Below are 17,008 nucleotides of genomic sequence, written 5' to 3'. Positions count from 1 at the left end.
TGTAATTTTACCATAAATATAATAATATTGTATGTAATTTCCAAAATATAAGCCTAATCAAATAAACCTCCAGTTCTATTAAGGTTTTCCCTAGAACTGGAGGTTTATTTTTTGCCACAGAAAAGGAAGCGTTAGTCTTCATACTTTCGAAAAGATAAACTTAGAAAAACACCGCGTTGTGAGCAAGGTTGATCATGGCCCGCATCGTTTTGTACAGATCGTGCTGATCAACAGGATTGTAGCGGACGATGCCTGTTTCCGTTTCGTAGCGTGTTCCCGGCACGTTGGCAGCCATTTCCGCTTGTCCGGCATGAGAAAATTCGATGGCGAGCTCCAGCGGCTGTGAAAAGGTGAGCGGTTTGATATCAGCCAAACGGGAAAGCGCGTGCTTCGTCTGATGCTTTAATTCGGCGGTAGCCTGCTCTCTTGACAGGCAAATGGCAGAGGTGCGGGAAACGGCCGTTTTGACGATGGCTGTACTGATTTCGGGAATGAGCGCACGCGCTTCTTCCGCGATCAGATTATCACCGGAGACGAGGCAAACAGGCACGCCATACAAGCCGGCATAGGCTGCATTGAAGCCAAACTCGCCCACGACTTGTCCGTTGATGTACATGTTGCGAACCACGCCGGACATCGTATGGCTGAGAACTCCGGGAACGCCTTGGCGCGTGTGGTAGCCGATGAAAAAAGCAGCGTCAAAGCTTTCGTCCAGCCCCTGCATCATGGAGTAATCACGGGGGGAACCGGCGAGCAGCTTGGCTTTGGGATGGAGGGACTCCCAGAGAATATTGTTCATGGTGTTGTGGCTGTCGGCGACGACGATCTCTGTTGCGCCCATTTCCAAAGCAGCTTCGATGACGGCGTTGGCATCTTCCGTCATGAACACTCGTCCCCGTCCATAGTTCATGCCGGTATCGGGATTGATGTACGTGGGATCGACGATGCCGGAGATTCCTTCCATATCGACAGAAAGAAATAATTTCATGGGATACCTACCATCCTTTCATTTCTGATAATTGGCAATCATTCCTTTTAATCAAACCAGATTGTTTCGATGCAGGCAACAGAAAAATCAAGAGAGACGCCAGACATGAAAAAAGCACAGGGGGCAGTGGAACCCGCTGTGCTTGCTGCAAAATTTTATGGGGACGATGCTCCTAAGAGAGAAGCTGCCGATACAGGCGCATCGTCTCTTTTGTCATGTGTTGAATCGTAAAGGTTTGTTCCACCAGCGCAAGAGCGTTTTGAGTCAGGCTCTCACGCAGCTCCGGTCGATCCAGCATTTCTTTCATGGCCTTTGTCAAACCGGCTGGATCTCCCGGCTGCACGGCCAGACCCGTCTGGTGATCATTCACAAATTCTTTTACGCCGCCGACATGGCTGGCTACGACAGGAACCTCAGAAGCCATGGCTTCGATGATCGTATACCCCAGACCTTCGTACAGCGAGGAGTGAACAAAAGCATCACAGGCATGCAGGCAGGCCGGTATATCTTGCCGGAAGCCTCCGAACGAGACTTTCTCCTGCAGCCCCAGCTCTCGTACCTTTTCCTCCAGAATCGGCCGCTCCGGTCCATCTCCAACCATCACCAGATGCGGAGCAGGTCCGTCATATTCACGAAGGAGTCCCGCAAAGGCTTCCACCAACAGAGGCAGCCCTTTGACTGGCACAAATCTGGCTACGGTTCCAAACAGAAAGGCATCCTCGGGAACGCCCCATTCTTTGCGCAGACGCGTGCGGTCCGCCTCTCGCAAATGCGTTTGCCTGTACGGAGTAAGGTCCGTTCCGTTGTAAATAATGCTGATGTCATTCTGTGGCACGCCATTCTGCTGCAAAAGCTCGGCAATGGCCCCGCTGATCGCGATATAATGCCGATTCCACCTGCGGGTGCTTCGTTCCATAAAGGAAACGATGGCGTAGGCCAGGGGATGAGCATAGTCGTAGCGCAGGTAGCTGTGAACGGTTGTCAGCAGTCTGGCCTGGCTCCCTCTGGCGGCCAGTCGGGAAAAGAAATTGGCTTTTACCCCGTGTGTATGTATAAGATGCGGTCCAAAAGAACGAAATACCCCTCGCAATGCCTGCAGCAGCCGCAGGTCAAAACGCCCAAAACGATTGAGTGCGATGACAGGAACGCCCGCTTTTCGCAACTCGCTTGCAAACAGAGAGTCATAAAAGCAAACGACCGTCGTCTCCACTTCGTCTTTTGGGAGAGAGGTTACCAAATTTAGGATATGTTGTTCCGCGCCGCCGAACTCTCCTCCGCCGATAACATGGAGGATGTGTATTTTGTCCATGACACTCCACCCGAACCTTCGTAAGAAAAAAAGCAAAACCATTCTCACTATAGCAGATGGCTGGTATATTCGCAATAAGACGGGACTTATGGTATCTTGGTGAAGGAGAAAAACACGATATATAAGGAAGGTCACCTGATGAAAACACGCAACGTGCTACTCATATGCTATTACTTTCCGCCCATCGGCGGGGGAGGGGTTCCCCGTGCTTTGAAAATGGCGAAATATCTTGGCGATTTTGGCTGGAACGTTCATGTATTGACTGTAGATCCGGTTTATCACGCGACGCTAGACCCTACCTTGCTGGCGCAGTTGCCAGAGGGTGTTGCCATTCATCGGGCAAAAGAACGCCAACTGATACCGCGCAGAGGGAAAGCGGCTGCGGGGGAAGCTGCCGCAGCACCACAGACTGCGCCCCAAACGAGTTTCAAAAGCCGAATAAAGCAGCAGGTCATTGGCCTGTTGAAAAAAGTAAAACCGTACATCCTGATACCGGATGATCAGATTCTGTGGCTTCCCCAGGCGCTCAAGGTTGGACGAGAGATCATGCACCAGGAAAAAATCGACGTGATCTTCTCCACCTCCGGGCCGGTTACCAATCACTTGATTGCCCAGCGCCTGGCCAAGGAATTCGGCTGCAAGTGGGTCGCTGATTTCCGCGATCCCTGGACGCAAAATATGCATACCTCCGGGATCGGCTGGCGGGAGAGGCTGGAAGAGCGCATGGAAATGCGGGTCATGGCCGATGCCGATGCGATCACCACGGTAACGGCCACTTTTGCGGAAAATTTCCGTCAGAAGCATGGTGAGCGGATTCGCCGCATGGAACTCATCTACAACGGATTCGACCAGGAAGACTTCATCGGCCTGACACCGGCGTATACGGCACCAGACAAATTTCACGCTGTCTACGCGGGCATTCTCTACCAGAAACGGAATCCACGTCTGTTGCTTCAGGCCATTCACGAGCTGATTGATGAGCAAAAGGTAAACCGCGAAGATCTTTTGCTCAGCTTTGCCGGTGTATTTGATTATCCAGGCTACACCGAGAATCAAGACTGCGTGGAAGCGCTGGGGCTTGGGGATATCGTCCGGGTGCTTGGCAACCTCCCGCACAAGCAGGCGCTCAGTCTGATGAAGGGCGCTGATGCCTTGCTCCTGATCGGCGATGTTTCCCCGGACGCGGGAGCTTATATTCCAGGCAAGCTCTACGAGTATATGGGGATTGGCAAGCCCATCCTTTCACTGAATAAGCCAGGGGAGGCTACCGGGATTATCGAAACCTTCCGTTTGGGCCAAGTCGCTGATCCAGAGGACAAGGAAGCGATGAAGCGGGCCTATTTGCAACTGTACCGGGAGTGGAAAGAGCAAGGAGCCACAGGGAACACAGATCGCGGTGACGAGTTCGCAGAACGGGTCAAGCCTTACGAAAGGCGGGAACAAGCCCGTCAATTGGCTGAATTGATGAACGAACTGACCATGCAAGCGTGAGAGAGGGAAATCGATGATGGCGATTCAGGCACTGCGAGCCTATAACTTTTTTTATTTTTCACTGCTCTCCGTATTTATCTCGTTTCTACCTGTGTATCTGTCCTCACAGGGCGTGACACCGGCCGACATCGGGATGCTGGTGGGGCTGGGCTCGTTTATCGGAATTTTGTCCCAACCGTTTTGGGGAATGATCAGCGACAGACGCAAGACGATTAAAAAGGTGCTCCTGTTTACACTGGGATTTTCGCTGCTCGTAGGCTTCATCCTGTTTCAATCGAGCGAGCTGGGGATGTTGTTTTTGCTCGTCGGGGGAATGTATTTCTTCATGCTGCCGACAGACCCGCTGACCGAAAGTTTAAACTATCGGGTGGCAGAGCAGCACGGCGTACACTTTGGATCGGTCAGGACCTTTGGCGCGATCGGGTATGCTTCGGCTTCTCTGGTGATTGGCTTTTCGGTTGATCAGATCGGGATGGATCGGCTGTATCTGGTCTATGCAGGGTACGGCGTCCTTGCCTTTCTATTGTGCACGGTGATACCGGATGCCCCTGTTAGTGGAAAACGGCTCTCCCTGGACGATCTCCGCCGCTTTCTGGCGTATCCGGCCACGCTTCGCTTTTTCCTGCTGATTCTGCTGGCTGCGATTCCCCACAGGACCAATGACAGCTTTCTCGGCGTGTACGTACAAAGTCTTGGCGGGACTACCGGGATGATCGGACTCGCCTGGTTTGTGGCGGCGATTAGCGAGGTAGCTTTCTTTGCGTGGCTTCCGCGTTTGCTTCGCAGCGGCAGCGAAATCAAGATGATCACCTTGGCATCGGTGATTTACGCGGTTCGTTTTTTTCTCTGCGCGGCCGTTTCAGACCCGCTGCTTGTCGTAATTTTGCAGCTCATGCAAGGAGTCACCTTCGTCATCTTTTACACAGCCAGCATCCAGCATTTGTACAGCATCATCCCCGAGGAATGGAAGGCCACGGGACAAACAGTACTGGCCGTCATTTTTTTCGGAATTTCCGGGATCATCGGTTCCTTTGCGGGCGGTTGGGTCTTTGAGCAGTGGGGGGGAGCTGCCCTGTACCAGGTGATGGCGGTTTGTTCCCTGGTTGCCTGTCTTTACAGTACCCTGCTTTGGAGGAAGGAAAAGAAAGCGGCTGGCATTTGAAAACAGAGAGACTGTTTCCGAGGTAGCGCATACTACCTGGGAAACAGTCTCTTTTTGCGTGCCACGAGATTTTCTTTTTAGTACAACAGGTATTTTTCCACTTCTTCCGGGTTTTTGATATGGATGCCCGGATCGTCGTACTTGTACATCTGGAATTGGACTTGCTGGTCCATGGTGCCGCCTCCCGGCATGGGCAGGATGATCCAGGTTTCGTACTGATGAATCAGACGATCGTCCTTGCCGATCCAGAAAGTTGTTTTAATGGTGGAATCCTTCAGCAGGTATTCGATGTCAGACCGCTCTGCCAGTTGCTGCTTCAGCGGCTCAAACAGCGGACTGCTGCTTTTCGCCAGCCAGTCGGTGCCGGTCATCTTCAACTGGAACGGAACACAGACCGTGCCGTATACTTTGTCATCCTTGAGCTGGACGGCTTGATCCATAAAAGGCAGCCAATCCTCAAAGCCGGCCCATACGTCAAAATCCAGCGGTGTTTCCCGCGCTGTCATCCAGGCATCCTTGACGCGGACATAACGCTTGTCACCGATTCGGTAGTACTGGTAATCCTGCCGGGCAATTCTGGCATCGACATTGTACCCGTCCGGATTGCGAACGGCGCCGTCGAACATGCTGGTTGTGGTACGGTTGAGAATGTAGTTTTTAACAAATCCCTTGTACCAGAACTGCTGGGCATGTTCATCGGTTTTTGCATTTTCCAGAGCGGTGCGCAACCACTCGGCCGCGGATTCCGTCTGCTGGGGCGCAGTCATGTCAGTGGATGTGCCGTAATTCGTGCTGGCAAATGCTTTTGGCCCAGACTCATACGTACCGCACCCGCTCAACAGAGAGGCGCCAAGCAGAGCAGACAGGGCGAAAAGTACAGTAGCTCGTTTACGCATGGCGAACCCTCCTTACGATCCCGTATCCAATCAATCCGACGAACAGCAGGCTGACAAGAGGTACGACCGGCACGTTATGACGCTTGAAGATGAGGACCCGGTGCTGATCGTAGACGGTGGCAATAATTTCATTGGTTTGGTCACCGTCGATGTCCCCCACCTGAACATTGAGCAGCGGCATGTAGATTCGCCAGTTTTGCTTCAGGCCATCTGATGTGTACGTGTATCCGGTTAGATAACGGGTTTCATTCATGCTAACCCAGCTTTTTGCTTTGGCCACTATCTCTGGTTGAGCTTCGCTCCCGACAGCAGCGAAATTGGAGAAACGGAAGCTCTTGTCTCCTTCTTCACTTGACCAGAGAACGTCCCATGTCCCGTCTGGCTTGGCTTTGAGGATGTAGGACGGAGTGTTGGCGATCAACAGCTCATCTGCTCCGTCGTTGTCCAGATCAGCCGGTATAAATTCAGCAGTCGCCAACGACATCTCTTTGCGAGTCAACGTATAGGCTTCGACAGTCGAGCCATCCGGTTCAACGGCGAGAACACTCAGATGTTCACCCATGATCATCAGGCCTTCCCGCCCATCCGGCAGATTCATCGTGGTGAGAATTTTCGTGGCTTTGGTCGTAGCGGCAAAAGGTCTGCCTTCATACGTTCCGGTCAAAAGGCCCTCATGGATGCTGAGATCCTTGTATTTGCTTCCCAAAGTCATGCGTACATCCATGCTTCCTTTATTTTCCGCCAGCGTATCTCCGATGTGCTGCAAATCCAGCAGAAGTGCCCGATACGGCGCTGTGCCCATTTGCAGCATGCCTTCCGCATAGGATTGGCGCTGTACATTCGGTACAAGCTGGTTGTCTTTCATCGTGTAGTACGGGAAACCAGGGAAATCGGTCGGCAGCTGTTCCTTGACCGTCGCCAATTTCTCGGCGGGAATCTGGTCATTTGGGATGCGAACCAGCTTTCCATTCTGCCATTTCATGACGTACAGCGAAATGGGTTCGGCTTGCAGATGGAGCAGCTTGTCGGCCAAGGCTTTCTTTTCTTCCTCGGTTTCCGGTTTTGTCAATTCTTCACTCGGGAGAGGAAGCTCCTCAGAATTGCCGTAAGTGATGATTTCCTGCTGGCCGTCGCCATCCACGTCGTAGAGCGCGATCGGGAAATAGTCAACCCAGGTGCCGTTGTAAAGTCGGTCAGACTCATACTTTACGGTGAAGTGGCTGAGGGCGTACAGATTATCCCGGTAAAAAGTCGTGTTCATCACGACAGCAACCAACACCAGCGCACAGACGGCCATCCAGCTGAGACGTCCGTACCATTTCGCCAAAAGCGCGATCACGATGATGGCCACTGCACCGCCAATGATGACAGCGACGATCGATTTCACGTCAAGCTGACTCAATGCCCGGTCCAGAAGTAAAAAGCCGAGTGAAAAGACAATGATCTGTCGCCGCTCCCTCGGGTGGGGCAGATAATAACAAAGGGCGAGCAGCAACAAAAAGATCACCAGCGCGATCCAGGAAAAATCAAGAAACGCAGGCTTTACCAGTAATTGGTAAATGAGGAACAAGGCGATGGCGTACAAGGCCCAGTTCACAAAAGGTAAGAATCGATTCTGTTTCATGGGCTTGGTTCACCCCCTTTTTTCATTTGTTAGATCGGCGTAAAGGGCTGCGAAAATGCCGCCGAACAGCCAAAACTGGAGCGACATGAACGGAACTTCAAAGATGTTTTCCGCGACGTTGTGAAGTGCCACAGCGATCATCCCGCCCAGGAGCCCGAGCGTGAGGAAAAATTCGGGCTTGCCAGTCAGAGAGCGGGCCACTTTAACCCCATAGCGGAAGGTCATCAGGATCAAACCGATGAACATACTAAGCCCAATCAGCCCCAGCTCGGCGAGACTTTTGAACAAATAGCTGTCCGTATAAATCGTTCCGAAGCGGCGGGAGGCTACGGCTCCTCCGTGATGACCCAGACCGACTCCAAACAGAGGCTCTACTCTCATGCGATCATAGGCCGTCAGCCAGCGCTGGAGACGCCCGGCTTTACTGCTTGCTTCCATGTAATCGGCCGTAAACAGCGTGAAGATCCGGTTTTTAATGGTTCCGACAATTGGAACGGTATCAGGCACGAGAAAATAGAGACCGAGCACTCCGATAATTCCGGCGAGGACCAGGTAGCCCGCCCAGCGCTTCTTCCAAAGATAGAAGCAGGCAAACAAGGCTGCGGCCAAAGCGAACCATGCCCCGCGCGATCCGGTCAAGAGCAAGGCCAAAAGCGTCGTCAAGGCGACGAGTATCCAAAGCAGCCGCTCTTTTTTGTTGCTCGTATACAGAGCGAGGCCCACCGACACAGGAGCAACCAGGGCCATGTAGCTGCCGAGTACGTTGGGACTGGTAACGAACGAAAACGCCCGGGTCGTTGTCGCTTCTCCCTCTTGTACCCAGCCCATCGGGGTTTCCACTCCCAACACGACCTGGGCCACACCGTACAAACCGGTGATGAACCCGACGAGTGAAAGCATCTTCAAAAGGTTAGCCAGCTGCTTATGGTCAGCCAGCAGATAGAAGCCGATGAAGAAGGCACTCATGTACTGATAGACGGAACGAAAGCCTTCAAAACTGGCAGCCCAGTTCGTCATGTCGATAACCATCAGCCCGATTCCATAGACGATAAACGCCAGAAACGGATGCTTGATGGAGGGCAGCTTGCGTGCGGTCTGGAGATAGGCGAAGAACGTAAACAACAGGAGGACCACAAGCAAAGCTTTATCCCATAGAGATGGCAAAACAGGTATCGGCAAGAACTTTCGCAAGACGTAATCGATAATTGGAAAGGCAATCAGTATAGACAGCCACGTGCTAGACCGGCTTCCCCACTTCAACACAGTCTCTCTCATTTGAATTTGAATCCTCCTAGATTGGATTAACTCATACATTATAATGAATTAGCGCTCGTTGTCGCAAGGGATGGGGAAAGTAGTTGGTAGGATCAAAAGAAATGCGTTATGATAACAGGTGTATTTTTAATAGGAAGTACTTGCTCGAAAGAGATGGGAGATTCGATGTATGAGCTTACTAAAAACAGCCTCGATGATCGTCGTGCTGACGCTCGTCGGAAGGCTTCTGGGCTTCTTTCGCACGATTTATTTGTCAAATATTTACGGAACCAACGGGGTGACAGACGCCTTTAATACGGCTGCTCAAATTCCCCTTACCCTATACCTGATCGTTCCGGGGGCGATCAATGCCGTGCTGATCCCCACGATGCGGGGGATGCTGGAAAAAAATGAACAGACAGGTCCGCTTTATCAGCGAATGTTTACCATTGTCCTGGTGATTTTTACAATCATCGCTGCACTTGGCATCGTCTTTGCCAGACCGATCGCAATGCTGCTGGGAGCAAAGGATGAAGTGGTCGCTTTTGGGCCGGGCGAGTTGGGGAATGTTCTGGATCTGACGACGGAAATGCTGCGCTTGATGTGGCCTTCCGTGGTCTTTATCGGGCTGGCTGGCTTGTGGTCCAGTGTCAGCAATGCCAATCAACACTTTTTCACACCGACACTCTCCACCGTCGCCAATGGAGCCGTTGTCATCGTCAGTATGTATCTGCTGGTGCCGGTCTATGGGTCAACGGGTCTCGCGATTGCGACCACCCTCGGATATCTGGCAGCGATTGTCCCGATGATGTTCACCATGAAACAGTTTGACTACCAGCATCGATTGGCCTTTCACTGGCGGGAGGATCAGGCTTTGCGGGAGATGGGAGAGCGGGTCGTGCCGATCCTGATCGGGGCTGTTGTAGCTCAGGCTACCTCGCTCTTGGAGAAAAGCTTCGCCAATGGCTTGGGCGAGGGAAAAGTAACAGCGCTGGCCAATGCCAATCAGCTTGTGCAAATGCCGATGGCGATCTTTGTGGGCGCCTTTACGCTGCCGCTGTTTCCGCTGCTTGCCAGTTTCGTGAAGCGGGGAGAGATGGATCGTATGAAGGAGACGCTGCAAAAAGGCCTCTCCTATCTGCTGATTTTACTATTGCCCGTCACAGTGGGCTTCATCGTGTACGCAGAGCCGATTATCAGGCTGGTATTTGAGCGGGGAGCTTTTGATGAGCATTCCGTCATGCTGACGGCCTGGGCGCTTCCTTTCTACGGCTTGGCGCTATACGGTCTGGCTGCCCGCGATTTGATCACGAGGGCCTTCTATGCACTGGAAAATACCCGGACCCCCGTAATCGTTGGCGCTTTCGGGGTCATCGTCTATGCCGCGGCTAATCTCCTGTTGATTCCGGTCTTTGATCATGGGGGAATTGCGCTGGGTGCGGCGATTTCCGCAGGCAGTCAGGCACTGCTGCTGTTTATCCTGCTGTGGCGAAATGTCGGCTCGCTGATCCAACGCAGCTTTTTGCTGACCACAGCGAAAACCCTGCTTGGCTGCGCGGTCATGGCAGCAGCGTTGATTGTCGTTGACCCATGGCTTTCCGCCCTTCCGCTTTGGCTCTACGTGCTTGTGGGAGTGGGCGGCGCTGCCATCGTCTACTTCGCGGTTTTGGCTGTTTTCAAAGAGCAGCTGGTATCAGAATTACTGGTGAGAGTCCTGAAAAGACGCTCTACTCCTGCGGACAGCTCCCCGTAAGCGGACATTCGCGGATGGCATATCGGGTTTTTCCAGAGGCTGTCGGCGGGATTTGCTCCACGTAGTGCACTGCAATGCTCACGTCGCCGCCCAAAGCCGAGCGAATGCCGGCAAGGACCGTAAGCTCATCCTCCGGTTGAAACTTCTCGTCATGCTTGACCAGACGGAGTGTCAAACGGTCTGGAGCGTGCTGGACGAGTTGAAACGTCCGGAAGCCGTCCAGGCTGCGAATGATGTGATTGATAAAATGCCCGTGAACGAAGGTGCCGTTCGTAGAGACGAACATGTCGTCCACGCGCCCGTCAATTTCTTTGAGCACAGGGTAGTTGATCCCGCAAGAGCAGTTTTCCGCAGAGAGGGCAAGCATGTCTCCCAGCTGATACCGCAGTCGGGGCATGACCCGGTTGTACAGGTCCGTGACGAGCAGGGCGCCAGCTTCTCCGATGGGGACTTGTTTTCCCGATACTGGATCTACTACTTCGAGAAAGCAATTTTCACTAAACGCATGCATGCGTCCCGCCGGGCACTGATAGGCGATGATGCCGCCGTCTCTGGCTCCGTATTCATTGACGACCGGAGCTCCAAATGCTTCCGTGATTACTTTGCGCTGATGTTCGTGCAATGTTTCTGCGGTTGAGATGACGGCTTTCAGAGGTATATCGAGGGAGAGGCCTTTTTGCAGCATCAACTCCGCAAAAAGAGCAAACGCCGAGGCATAGCCGTACAGATACGCCGGACGAAAGCGGCGAATTGTGCGCAAATGCTCGGCGATCCGTTTCTCTTCCAGCTCGTAGGCAGAGATGATCAACCTGTTTTTCAACCATCTTTCTTTCAACTGATAGCGCAAAGCCTCTCTTTGGTTCAGCTCGATGGGGGAGCCCCAGATCATGACGGAAGGGTCGCCGATCTGAATACCATACCAGGACAAGCCCAGCCAGCGAGCAGCTTCATAGCGCTCAACCGTTGGCCGGTCGAGAAAAAAACGTGTGGGCTCACCCGTCGACCCGCCGGTCCGATTGGCAATCAGCTCGGCGGGATTGGCTCCCGCACTCAGATAGCGGTCGGCTGACTCGCGAAAATGACGTTTGTCGAGCAGGGGCATGCGCTGCATAAATTGTTCAGGCTCCTCTGCGGTCGTCCTCCATTCATCGGCGAATTCGGTATAGGCGGGGACGTTTTGCACAGCGTGATCCAAGAGCTGTTTTAACTTGGCAGATTGACGTTTTTGCAAGTCAGCCGGTGACAAATATTGGGCTTCGAGAAGTTGTTGGATATACGTTCTTGTTTGATTCTGTTTAAAACGCTCCATCAGTGGCCATTGTACGTTGCGTATGAGGGAAGCGGTCAGGGGCATAGAAGCTCCTCCTTTTGCCGTTTTCCTCATTATTCCAGCCAAAATGGGCCCCTATACCTGTTTGCCAGTAGGCTCGATTGATAGTAGGATAGAGAGTGGATTTACGCATGTTTTTGAGACTTTTTACCACGTTTGTACAAGGAGCTTCTCATGGTGAAAAATAGTTTTCTCGCAGGCGCCTTTATCCTGGCGTTTGCAGGGATTTTATCAAAAGTGATCGGCATGTTTTACCGCATCCCGCTGCAGGAGATCGTGGGAGATAATGGACTGGGCCTGTACCAGGAGGTCTATCCGCTCTATCTGACCTTTTTGATCCTGGCTACTGCGGGTGTTCCGGTTGCCCTTTCACGCGTGATCGCAGAAGCATTGGCCGAGGGCAAACAAGGTACGGTCAGTCAAATTCTCGCCCGCAGCATGGTGCTGATGGGGGGAATCGGGCTTGTCCTGTTTGCGCTCCTCTATGCGAGCTCTCCGCTGATTGCCAAGCTGATGGGAAATCCACATCTAATCGAGCCGATTCGCGCGATTTCACTGTCGCTCTTGTTTGTTCCGCTGATTGCGGTGATTCGCGGATTTTTTTACGGACACCAAAAAATGTTGTATGTCGGGTTGTCCCAGATTGTTGAGCAATCTCTTCGTGTAGCCTTTATCCTGGTCGCCTCGCTGTATCTCGTTTCGCTTGGTGAGGATACGGATACCGTCATTACGGGCGTTAATTTCGGGACGATGATCAGCACGATGCTCAGCCTGGGCTTCCTCGCATTTTTACTCTGGCTGCACAGACGAAAGCAGCCCATTACACTCGGCAGCGAGTGGAAGAGGCTGGACTGGTGGTACGATCGGCAGTTCTTCCTTTCGATGTGGCGCATCGCCTGGCCGATTTGCATAAGTGCGCTGGTCATCCCGATCTTCAGCCTGGTCGACTCCTTTTTGGCGATCAATATTTTTCGCTATGTATGGCAAGTAGACGGGCTGACGGCAGATACCTGGTTTGGCATTTACAGCAGGGGAGGTCCTTTGCTGCAGTTAGCCAGTCTGTTCGGTTCGTCGATCGCCCTCTCGATCGTTCCGGCGATTGCAGAGGCAAAACGACAGGGGGATGAAGAGCGCGTCCAGACGCTGACAAAGCTGTCGATGCGCTTTGCCTGGCTGATCGGTTTGCCGGCGGGTCTGGGGCTTACGGCGGTGGCAGAAGGAGCAAACCTGGCCTTGTATGGAGATATCGAGGGGACGCGGGCCATGGCGATCCTTGGCGTCAGTGCGATTCCGCTTTCGCTCTTGCTGGCGACAAATGGTATCCTGCAAGGATTGGGGAAAGAAAAATGGCCGGCTTTGAACCTCTTGTGGGGGGTTTTGATCAAGATCGCCAGTACGCTGTTGTTTACCTCTCTGATGGGGATTGAAGGCCTGGCTGTCTCCTGGCTGGTTGCGACCACTATCGTGTGCTTGCTAAACCTGCGTCTGATCAGGCGACTGGTTCGCGTCGAGATCAATTGGAAATTCGACACACTGTACCCGCTCTTGGTGTCCAATCTGATGCTGCTGCTGGCATGGGGCACGACAGAGGCAGTGGGGTACCTGCTTCACTGGAAAGCACGCATGCTGGGGGCAGCCGAAACTGTGGCGGGTGTCGGTGTAGGGCTGATCGTCTACCTGGGACTCTTCCTTATCATTCCGCTGATTCACGACAAGGAATTGGAATGGCTTCCTGGTGGCGGCAAGCTGCGGTTGCTGATGAATGCGCTGCGGAAAAAACAATCTTCGTCGGACCCGCGCTAAACAAAAAGAAAGGCTCCTATTCCAATGGGAATGGGGGCCTTTCTTTCTTTCGGCGATCTTCTTGATCAGTTCGTTTCATGCTTTTGATAGACACACACAACCATTTTCACGAAAAATTCCCGGAAGATCGGCAGCTTGGCCAGCCCGGCCGTCACTTCCCGGAGCGGCACTTCTCTCTGGTAGACAGCCGGATGTGCGACACCTTCCTGAATGCGGCGGAAACGTTTAATCGTCATTTGATTGATGTAGGCGATCGTATCGCTGCCATCCGGTTTTTTGCCAAAACGGAAGGAAATCCGGTCCTTCCCGTCTGGCAGGTCGCGGACCAGCTCTTTATACGCGTCGATCAAGGCCTGCTCAGAGAAAAACGCGTGAACCCAGGGAATCCCGATCGCATCGGAGAGATGGGCGCCATACGGGTGATAGTAAGGCGGAAAATTGATGTAGAGATGACCGCCGGGCTTGAGGACACGGAAGCACTCTTCTAACGTGAGCTCTGGTCTGTCCACATGCTCCATGGCATCGTTCATGATGATCGTGTCAAAGGTGTTCTCGGCAAAGGGAAGCTCTGCCGAGTCTGCCGTCATGAAACGAACGCGATCAGCCAGCCCTTTTTCCCGGGCAAAGGCATTGCCTTCCTCAGCGTAGTGAGGCACGATGTCGATCCCGATCATCTCTTTTGGGCCAAACGTGCCGTAGTAGCAGGTCTTTCCGCCACCGCCGCAGCCGATATCCAGTACGGTCTTGTCGCGGAACATCTGCTCCTGGGTATGGTAGTCGAGAAAGAACTGAATCGTTTGCTCCCCTTTTTGAAACTGCCATTCGGTGTAGCTCATTTGTCCGTCGTTGGCCAGGTTGAACGGATGAACAGGCAGCGGAAACATTTTATTGACGCGGAGCAACAGCTGCGAGGATAGGGACATCAGAAATTCCTCCTTTCAAATCACACGGAAAAAGAGCCCTGCGAAGACGATTGATCCCTGCAGGGCCCGCTTATTTCTTTTGACGCAGTGCCTGTAGCACCAGCTCGCTGCTTTTGGCAGCTTCACGGGAGAGGATCTCAGAGTGTTCCCGGATGATCGCTTTTTCCCGGTCAAGCTGTGAGATGCGTTCCTCCAGCAAAGAGAGCAGCTCGGCATCCTGCAATTGGGTAATATGTCCGGCACACGGCATGCCGGCCCGCTCGACAAAGCGATCAATTTTCGGGTCGTAGGAGATGCCGGTAAACGGTGTCTGCAGCATACAAGCCAAGATTAACGAATGGAGACGCATCCCGACGACGTAGTCACACTGCTTCAGCACGGACATGATATCGTGAAAGGTGACCGCTTCATCCAAAAGCTTTGCACCCGGTCTGTTCATCATGCCGATGATCTCTCGCGAAGGAGCGAGATCGCTGGGATAATGCATCGGCAAAAACAGGACGTTCCACCCCTTGTCCAGAAACAGGTCGGAAGCGCGGGCGATCACCTCTTTAAAGGCTTGCTCCTGTTTCCAATCACGGACGGAAATGGCGACGAGCGGTTTGCTTAAATCCGCAAACAACGCCTGCAGCAGCTCGCGTCCCCGATCACTGGATATATCGTCAGGGGAGATGGTCATGGCCGGATCGGCGGTAACATAGATCGGAGCTTTGGTTACGCCGCAGGCCTGAAAATCATCACCCGACTCATAGTCCCTGACAGTGATGACATCGACGCGATTGACGACCTGTTTGATCAGTCTGCGGCTGATCGGTTTCAGTATGGGGCCAAATCCCTGTGCGTAAAAAACCACAGGCTTGCCAAGCATTTTGGCAATGGAGACGATGCCCAGGTAGTAGAGAACGCTGCGCGGACTGGTGACGTCCTGCATCAAGGTTCCACCGCCCATGACCAGCATGTCGCTTTTCATCAGCTCACGCAAGATAACGGGGAGGCTCCAGCGATTATACGCCGGAATACCAAACAGGGAGGTTGTCCGTTCGGGTTGGTTGGACAACACGGCCAGTGACATATTCGGTTGTTCCCGCCTGAGCGCGCTGATAATGCCGTACAGGACTACATCGTCTCCGGCGTTATTAAAACCGTAATACCCGGAGATGAGTATACGCGACATGGAGTGAACCTTCTTTCTATATCAAACGTACAGGAAAAACACATTCTCAAGTATAATCGAGTAAACAAGGGTAAGTAAAGCTACCTAGAACAGATAGAGAAAGCCTGCTGCAAACATGCCGATGCCCAGTACGATCAGGGCGATCATTACGACCAGCATGGCCTTGTTTTTGCGGCGCCGATAGAAAAATTCATCAAACATGTGATACCCCCTGCGTGGAAATGAGTCCATTATTGTATCATATCATTAAACGACCGTTTCTGCTATTTATAGAGAGGGACGGAAAACGAGAGAAAAAGGAGTAGGCTTCTAGGGATGGAACTGACTTGGTTGAAGTACACATTGCTGGTAGACAGAAAAATAGAAGACCTTTTCGTAGGAGAATTGCTGGACAGCCCCTATACGCTAGGCTGGGTAGAGCCGCAGATTGAAATCCTGACGACGGAAAACGGCTACGACTATGCGGAAAACACAGAGGGGCCGGTCATTGTATACCTGTTTGAAAAGATTGAGGATAGCGAGGAGGAACATGTGGCGAGACTTCATTCGTATATCAGTCATTGGGCGGATGCCGTCTCCGTGAACCAGGTAGAACGAGTGGCAGAAGAGCATGATTCCTGGCAGGAAGAGTTTCGCGAGGTCCGCATCGGGGAGTGGTGGATTGCCCCGTCCTGGACGACAACCGAGGAAGTGCTGGCTGCCCAGAACGTTCTATGGATTGATCCAGGCGCTGCATTTGGCACCGGCTATCACGGCACGACGCAAGATATCCTGAAGCTGCTGCAGGAGCGCTCCCCAGCGGGCAAACGCGTAATGGACATCGGTGCAGGTTCGGGTATTCTCTCGCTTTTCTGTGTAAAGAGCGGTGCGGCAAAGCCGGTCTGGGCCGTCGACATCAATCCGCAGAGTGATTACCAAATCCGGGTGAACGGAGCCAATAATCACGTGGATGAGCAGGATGTCGAGATTTTGATTGGCGATGCAGCCGAGCCGTCGCTTCAGGCCGAGCTTCCGGAACAGGTGGATTTGATCCTGGTGAATATCGGCGGAGACGAAGACGTGGAGATGCTGCCGGTTGTAGAAGAACGGCTCGTTCAGGGGGGACAAGTGATCCTCTCGGGAATCGTGACCTGGAATCGAGATCATGTGGTAGATGCCTATCAGCAAGCAGGCTTTTCGTTGATCACCGAAAGAGCAAGTGAGGAATGGGTCACGATTTTAATGGAAAAAGCATAGGGAAGAGGCGTCCGTTTTTTGGAAACGAACTTGCGCATTTGTAACTCATCTGTGTCAAAATAGGG

The 17,008-nt window shown here is 52.8% G+C and carries 13 protein-coding genes; 5 read left to right on the top strand and 8 right to left on the bottom strand.

Going from position 1 to position 17,008, the window contains the following annotated elements:
• Window positions 1-160: 160 nt before the first annotated feature.
• Together NDK47_RS19185 and NDK47_RS19180 are read right to left on the bottom strand one after the other, a co-directional pair.
• Window positions 161-988, bottom strand: a complete 828-nt coding sequence (locus NDK47_RS19185; RefSeq protein WP_251871379.1) for a M55 family metallopeptidase — start codon at window positions 986-988, stop codon at window positions 161-163.
• Window positions 989-1,160: 172 nt separating this feature from the next.
• On the bottom strand, window positions 1,161-2,297 hold the full coding sequence (locus NDK47_RS19180) for a glycosyltransferase (RefSeq protein ID WP_251871378.1): 1,137 nt from the start codon (window positions 2,295-2,297) through the stop codon (window positions 1,161-1,163).
• Between the two features lie 138 nt (window positions 2,298-2,435).
• Here NDK47_RS19180 and NDK47_RS19175 point away from each other — a divergent pair, with 138 nt between their 5' ends.
• The gene (locus tag NDK47_RS19175) at window positions 2,436-3,788 is read left to right on the top strand and encodes a glycosyltransferase family 4 protein (protein ID WP_251871377.1); all 1,353 of its coding nucleotides are present in this window, start codon (window positions 2,436-2,438) and stop codon (window positions 3,786-3,788) included.
• Between the two features lie 13 nt (window positions 3,789-3,801).
• Entirely contained in the window at window positions 3,802-4,950 is a 1,149-nt protein-coding gene (locus NDK47_RS19170; protein WP_251871376.1) for an MFS transporter, read from the top strand.
• A 77-nt stretch (window positions 4,951-5,027) separates the two neighbouring features.
• Here the strand turns inward: NDK47_RS19170 and NDK47_RS19165 are convergent, their stop codons facing one another.
• From NDK47_RS19165 to NDK47_RS19155, 3 genes are read right to left on the bottom strand one after another with little or no spacing between them, the layout of a single operon-like run.
• Window positions 5,028-5,846: a hypothetical protein gene (locus tag NDK47_RS19165; protein ID WP_251871375.1), complete on the bottom strand. Its 819-nt coding sequence runs from the start codon at window positions 5,844-5,846 to the stop codon at window positions 5,028-5,030.
• Window positions 5,839-7,470: a hypothetical protein gene (locus NDK47_RS19160; RefSeq protein ID WP_251871374.1), complete on the bottom strand. Its 1,632-nt coding sequence runs from the start codon at window positions 7,468-7,470 to the stop codon at window positions 5,839-5,841. Before NDK47_RS19160 ends, NDK47_RS19165 begins: the two co-directional genes overlap by 8 nt.
• A 9-nt stretch (window positions 7,471-7,479) precedes the next feature.
• A complete protein-coding gene (locus NDK47_RS19155) occupies window positions 7,480-8,745 on the bottom strand; it encodes an O-antigen ligase family protein (RefSeq protein WP_251871373.1) in 1,266 nt (421 codons plus the stop codon).
• A gap of 169 nt (window positions 8,746-8,914) precedes the next feature.
• Between NDK47_RS19155 and murJ the strand changes: the two genes are divergently transcribed.
• Window positions 8,915-10,477 (top strand): murein biosynthesis integral membrane protein MurJ, encoded by a 1,563-nt coding sequence (murJ, locus tag NDK47_RS19150; RefSeq protein WP_251871372.1) that lies wholly within the window; start codon window positions 8,915-8,917, stop codon window positions 10,475-10,477.
• On the opposite strand, the gene NDK47_RS19145 is transcribed toward murJ, so the two are convergent.
• The gene (locus NDK47_RS19145) at window positions 10,452-11,831 is read right to left on the bottom strand and encodes a phenylacetate--CoA ligase family protein (RefSeq protein ID WP_251871371.1); all 1,380 of its coding nucleotides are present in this window, start codon (window positions 11,829-11,831) and stop codon (window positions 10,452-10,454) included. The genes murJ and NDK47_RS19145 overlap by 26 nt on opposite strands.
• A gap of 153 nt (window positions 11,832-11,984) precedes the next feature.
• On the opposite strand from NDK47_RS19145, the gene NDK47_RS19140 reads away from it, so the two are divergent.
• Window positions 11,985-13,610, top strand: coding sequence for a putative polysaccharide biosynthesis protein (locus NDK47_RS19140; protein WP_407653317.1), 1,626 nt, complete (start codon window positions 11,985-11,987; stop codon window positions 13,608-13,610).
• A 65-nt stretch (window positions 13,611-13,675) separates the two neighbouring features.
• Here NDK47_RS19140 and NDK47_RS19135 read toward each other — a convergent pair whose 3' ends face one another.
• Entirely contained in the window at window positions 13,676-14,533 is an 858-nt protein-coding gene (locus NDK47_RS19135) for a class I SAM-dependent methyltransferase (protein ID WP_251871369.1), read from the bottom strand.
• 70 nt (window positions 14,534-14,603) lie between these two features.
• Complete coding sequence (gene csaB, locus NDK47_RS19130) at window positions 14,604-15,707, bottom strand: polysaccharide pyruvyl transferase CsaB (protein ID WP_251871368.1); 1,104 nt, start codon at window positions 15,705-15,707, stop codon at window positions 14,604-14,606.
• A 315-nt stretch (window positions 15,708-16,022) separates the two neighbouring features.
• Between csaB and NDK47_RS19125 the strand changes: the two genes are divergently transcribed.
• Window positions 16,023-16,943, top strand: a complete 921-nt coding sequence (locus NDK47_RS19125; RefSeq protein ID WP_251871367.1) for a 50S ribosomal protein L11 methyltransferase — start codon at window positions 16,023-16,025, stop codon at window positions 16,941-16,943.
• Window positions 16,944-17,008 lie beyond the last annotated feature (65 nt).

It is taken from the genome of Brevibacillus ruminantium, assembly GCF_023746555.1.
In the GTDB taxonomy this organism is placed as follows: domain Bacteria; phylum Bacillota; class Bacilli; order Brevibacillales; family Brevibacillaceae; genus Brevibacillus; species Brevibacillus ruminantium.
Note: the sequence above shows the minus strand (reverse complement) of the source record. Positions and strands in the feature narration are given on the sequence as shown.

Bases quoted from the DNA above. Each gene is read 5' to 3' on its own strand.
- NDK47_RS19185 (WP_251871379.1), bottom strand. From the start codon at position 988: ATGAAATTATTTCTTTCTGTCGATATGGAAGGAATCTCCGGCATCGTC.
- NDK47_RS19180 (WP_251871378.1), bottom strand. From the start codon at position 2,297: ATGGACAAAATACACATCCTCCATGTTATCGGCGGAGGAGAGTTCGGC.
- NDK47_RS19135 (WP_251871369.1), bottom strand. From the start codon at position 14,533: ATGTCCCTATCCTCGCAGCTGTTGCTCCGCGTCAATAAAATGTTTCCG.
- NDK47_RS19125 (WP_251871367.1), top strand. From the start codon at position 16,023: ATGGAACTGACTTGGTTGAAGTACACATTGCTGGTAGACAGAAAAATA.
- murJ (WP_251871372.1), top strand. From the start codon at position 8,915: ATGAGCTTACTAAAAACAGCCTCGATGATCGTCGTGCTGACGCTCGTC.
- NDK47_RS19160 (WP_251871374.1), bottom strand. From the start codon at position 7,470: ATGAAACAGAATCGATTCTTACCTTTTGTGAACTGGGCCTTGTACGCC.
- NDK47_RS19170 (WP_251871376.1), top strand. From the start codon at position 3,802: ATGATGGCGATTCAGGCACTGCGAGCCTATAACTTTTTTTATTTTTCA.
- NDK47_RS19145 (WP_251871371.1), bottom strand. From the start codon at position 11,831: ATGCCCCTGACCGCTTCCCTCATACGCAACGTACAATGGCCACTGATG.
- NDK47_RS19155 (WP_251871373.1), bottom strand. From the start codon at position 8,745: ATGAGAGAGACTGTGTTGAAGTGGGGAAGCCGGTCTAGCACGTGGCTG.
- NDK47_RS19165 (WP_251871375.1), bottom strand. From the start codon at position 5,846: ATGCGTAAACGAGCTACTGTACTTTTCGCCCTGTCTGCTCTGCTTGGC.
- csaB (WP_251871368.1), bottom strand. From the start codon at position 15,707: ATGTCGCGTATACTCATCTCCGGGTATTACGGTTTTAATAACGCCGGA.
- NDK47_RS19175 (WP_251871377.1), top strand. From the start codon at position 2,436: ATGAAAACACGCAACGTGCTACTCATATGCTATTACTTTCCGCCCATC.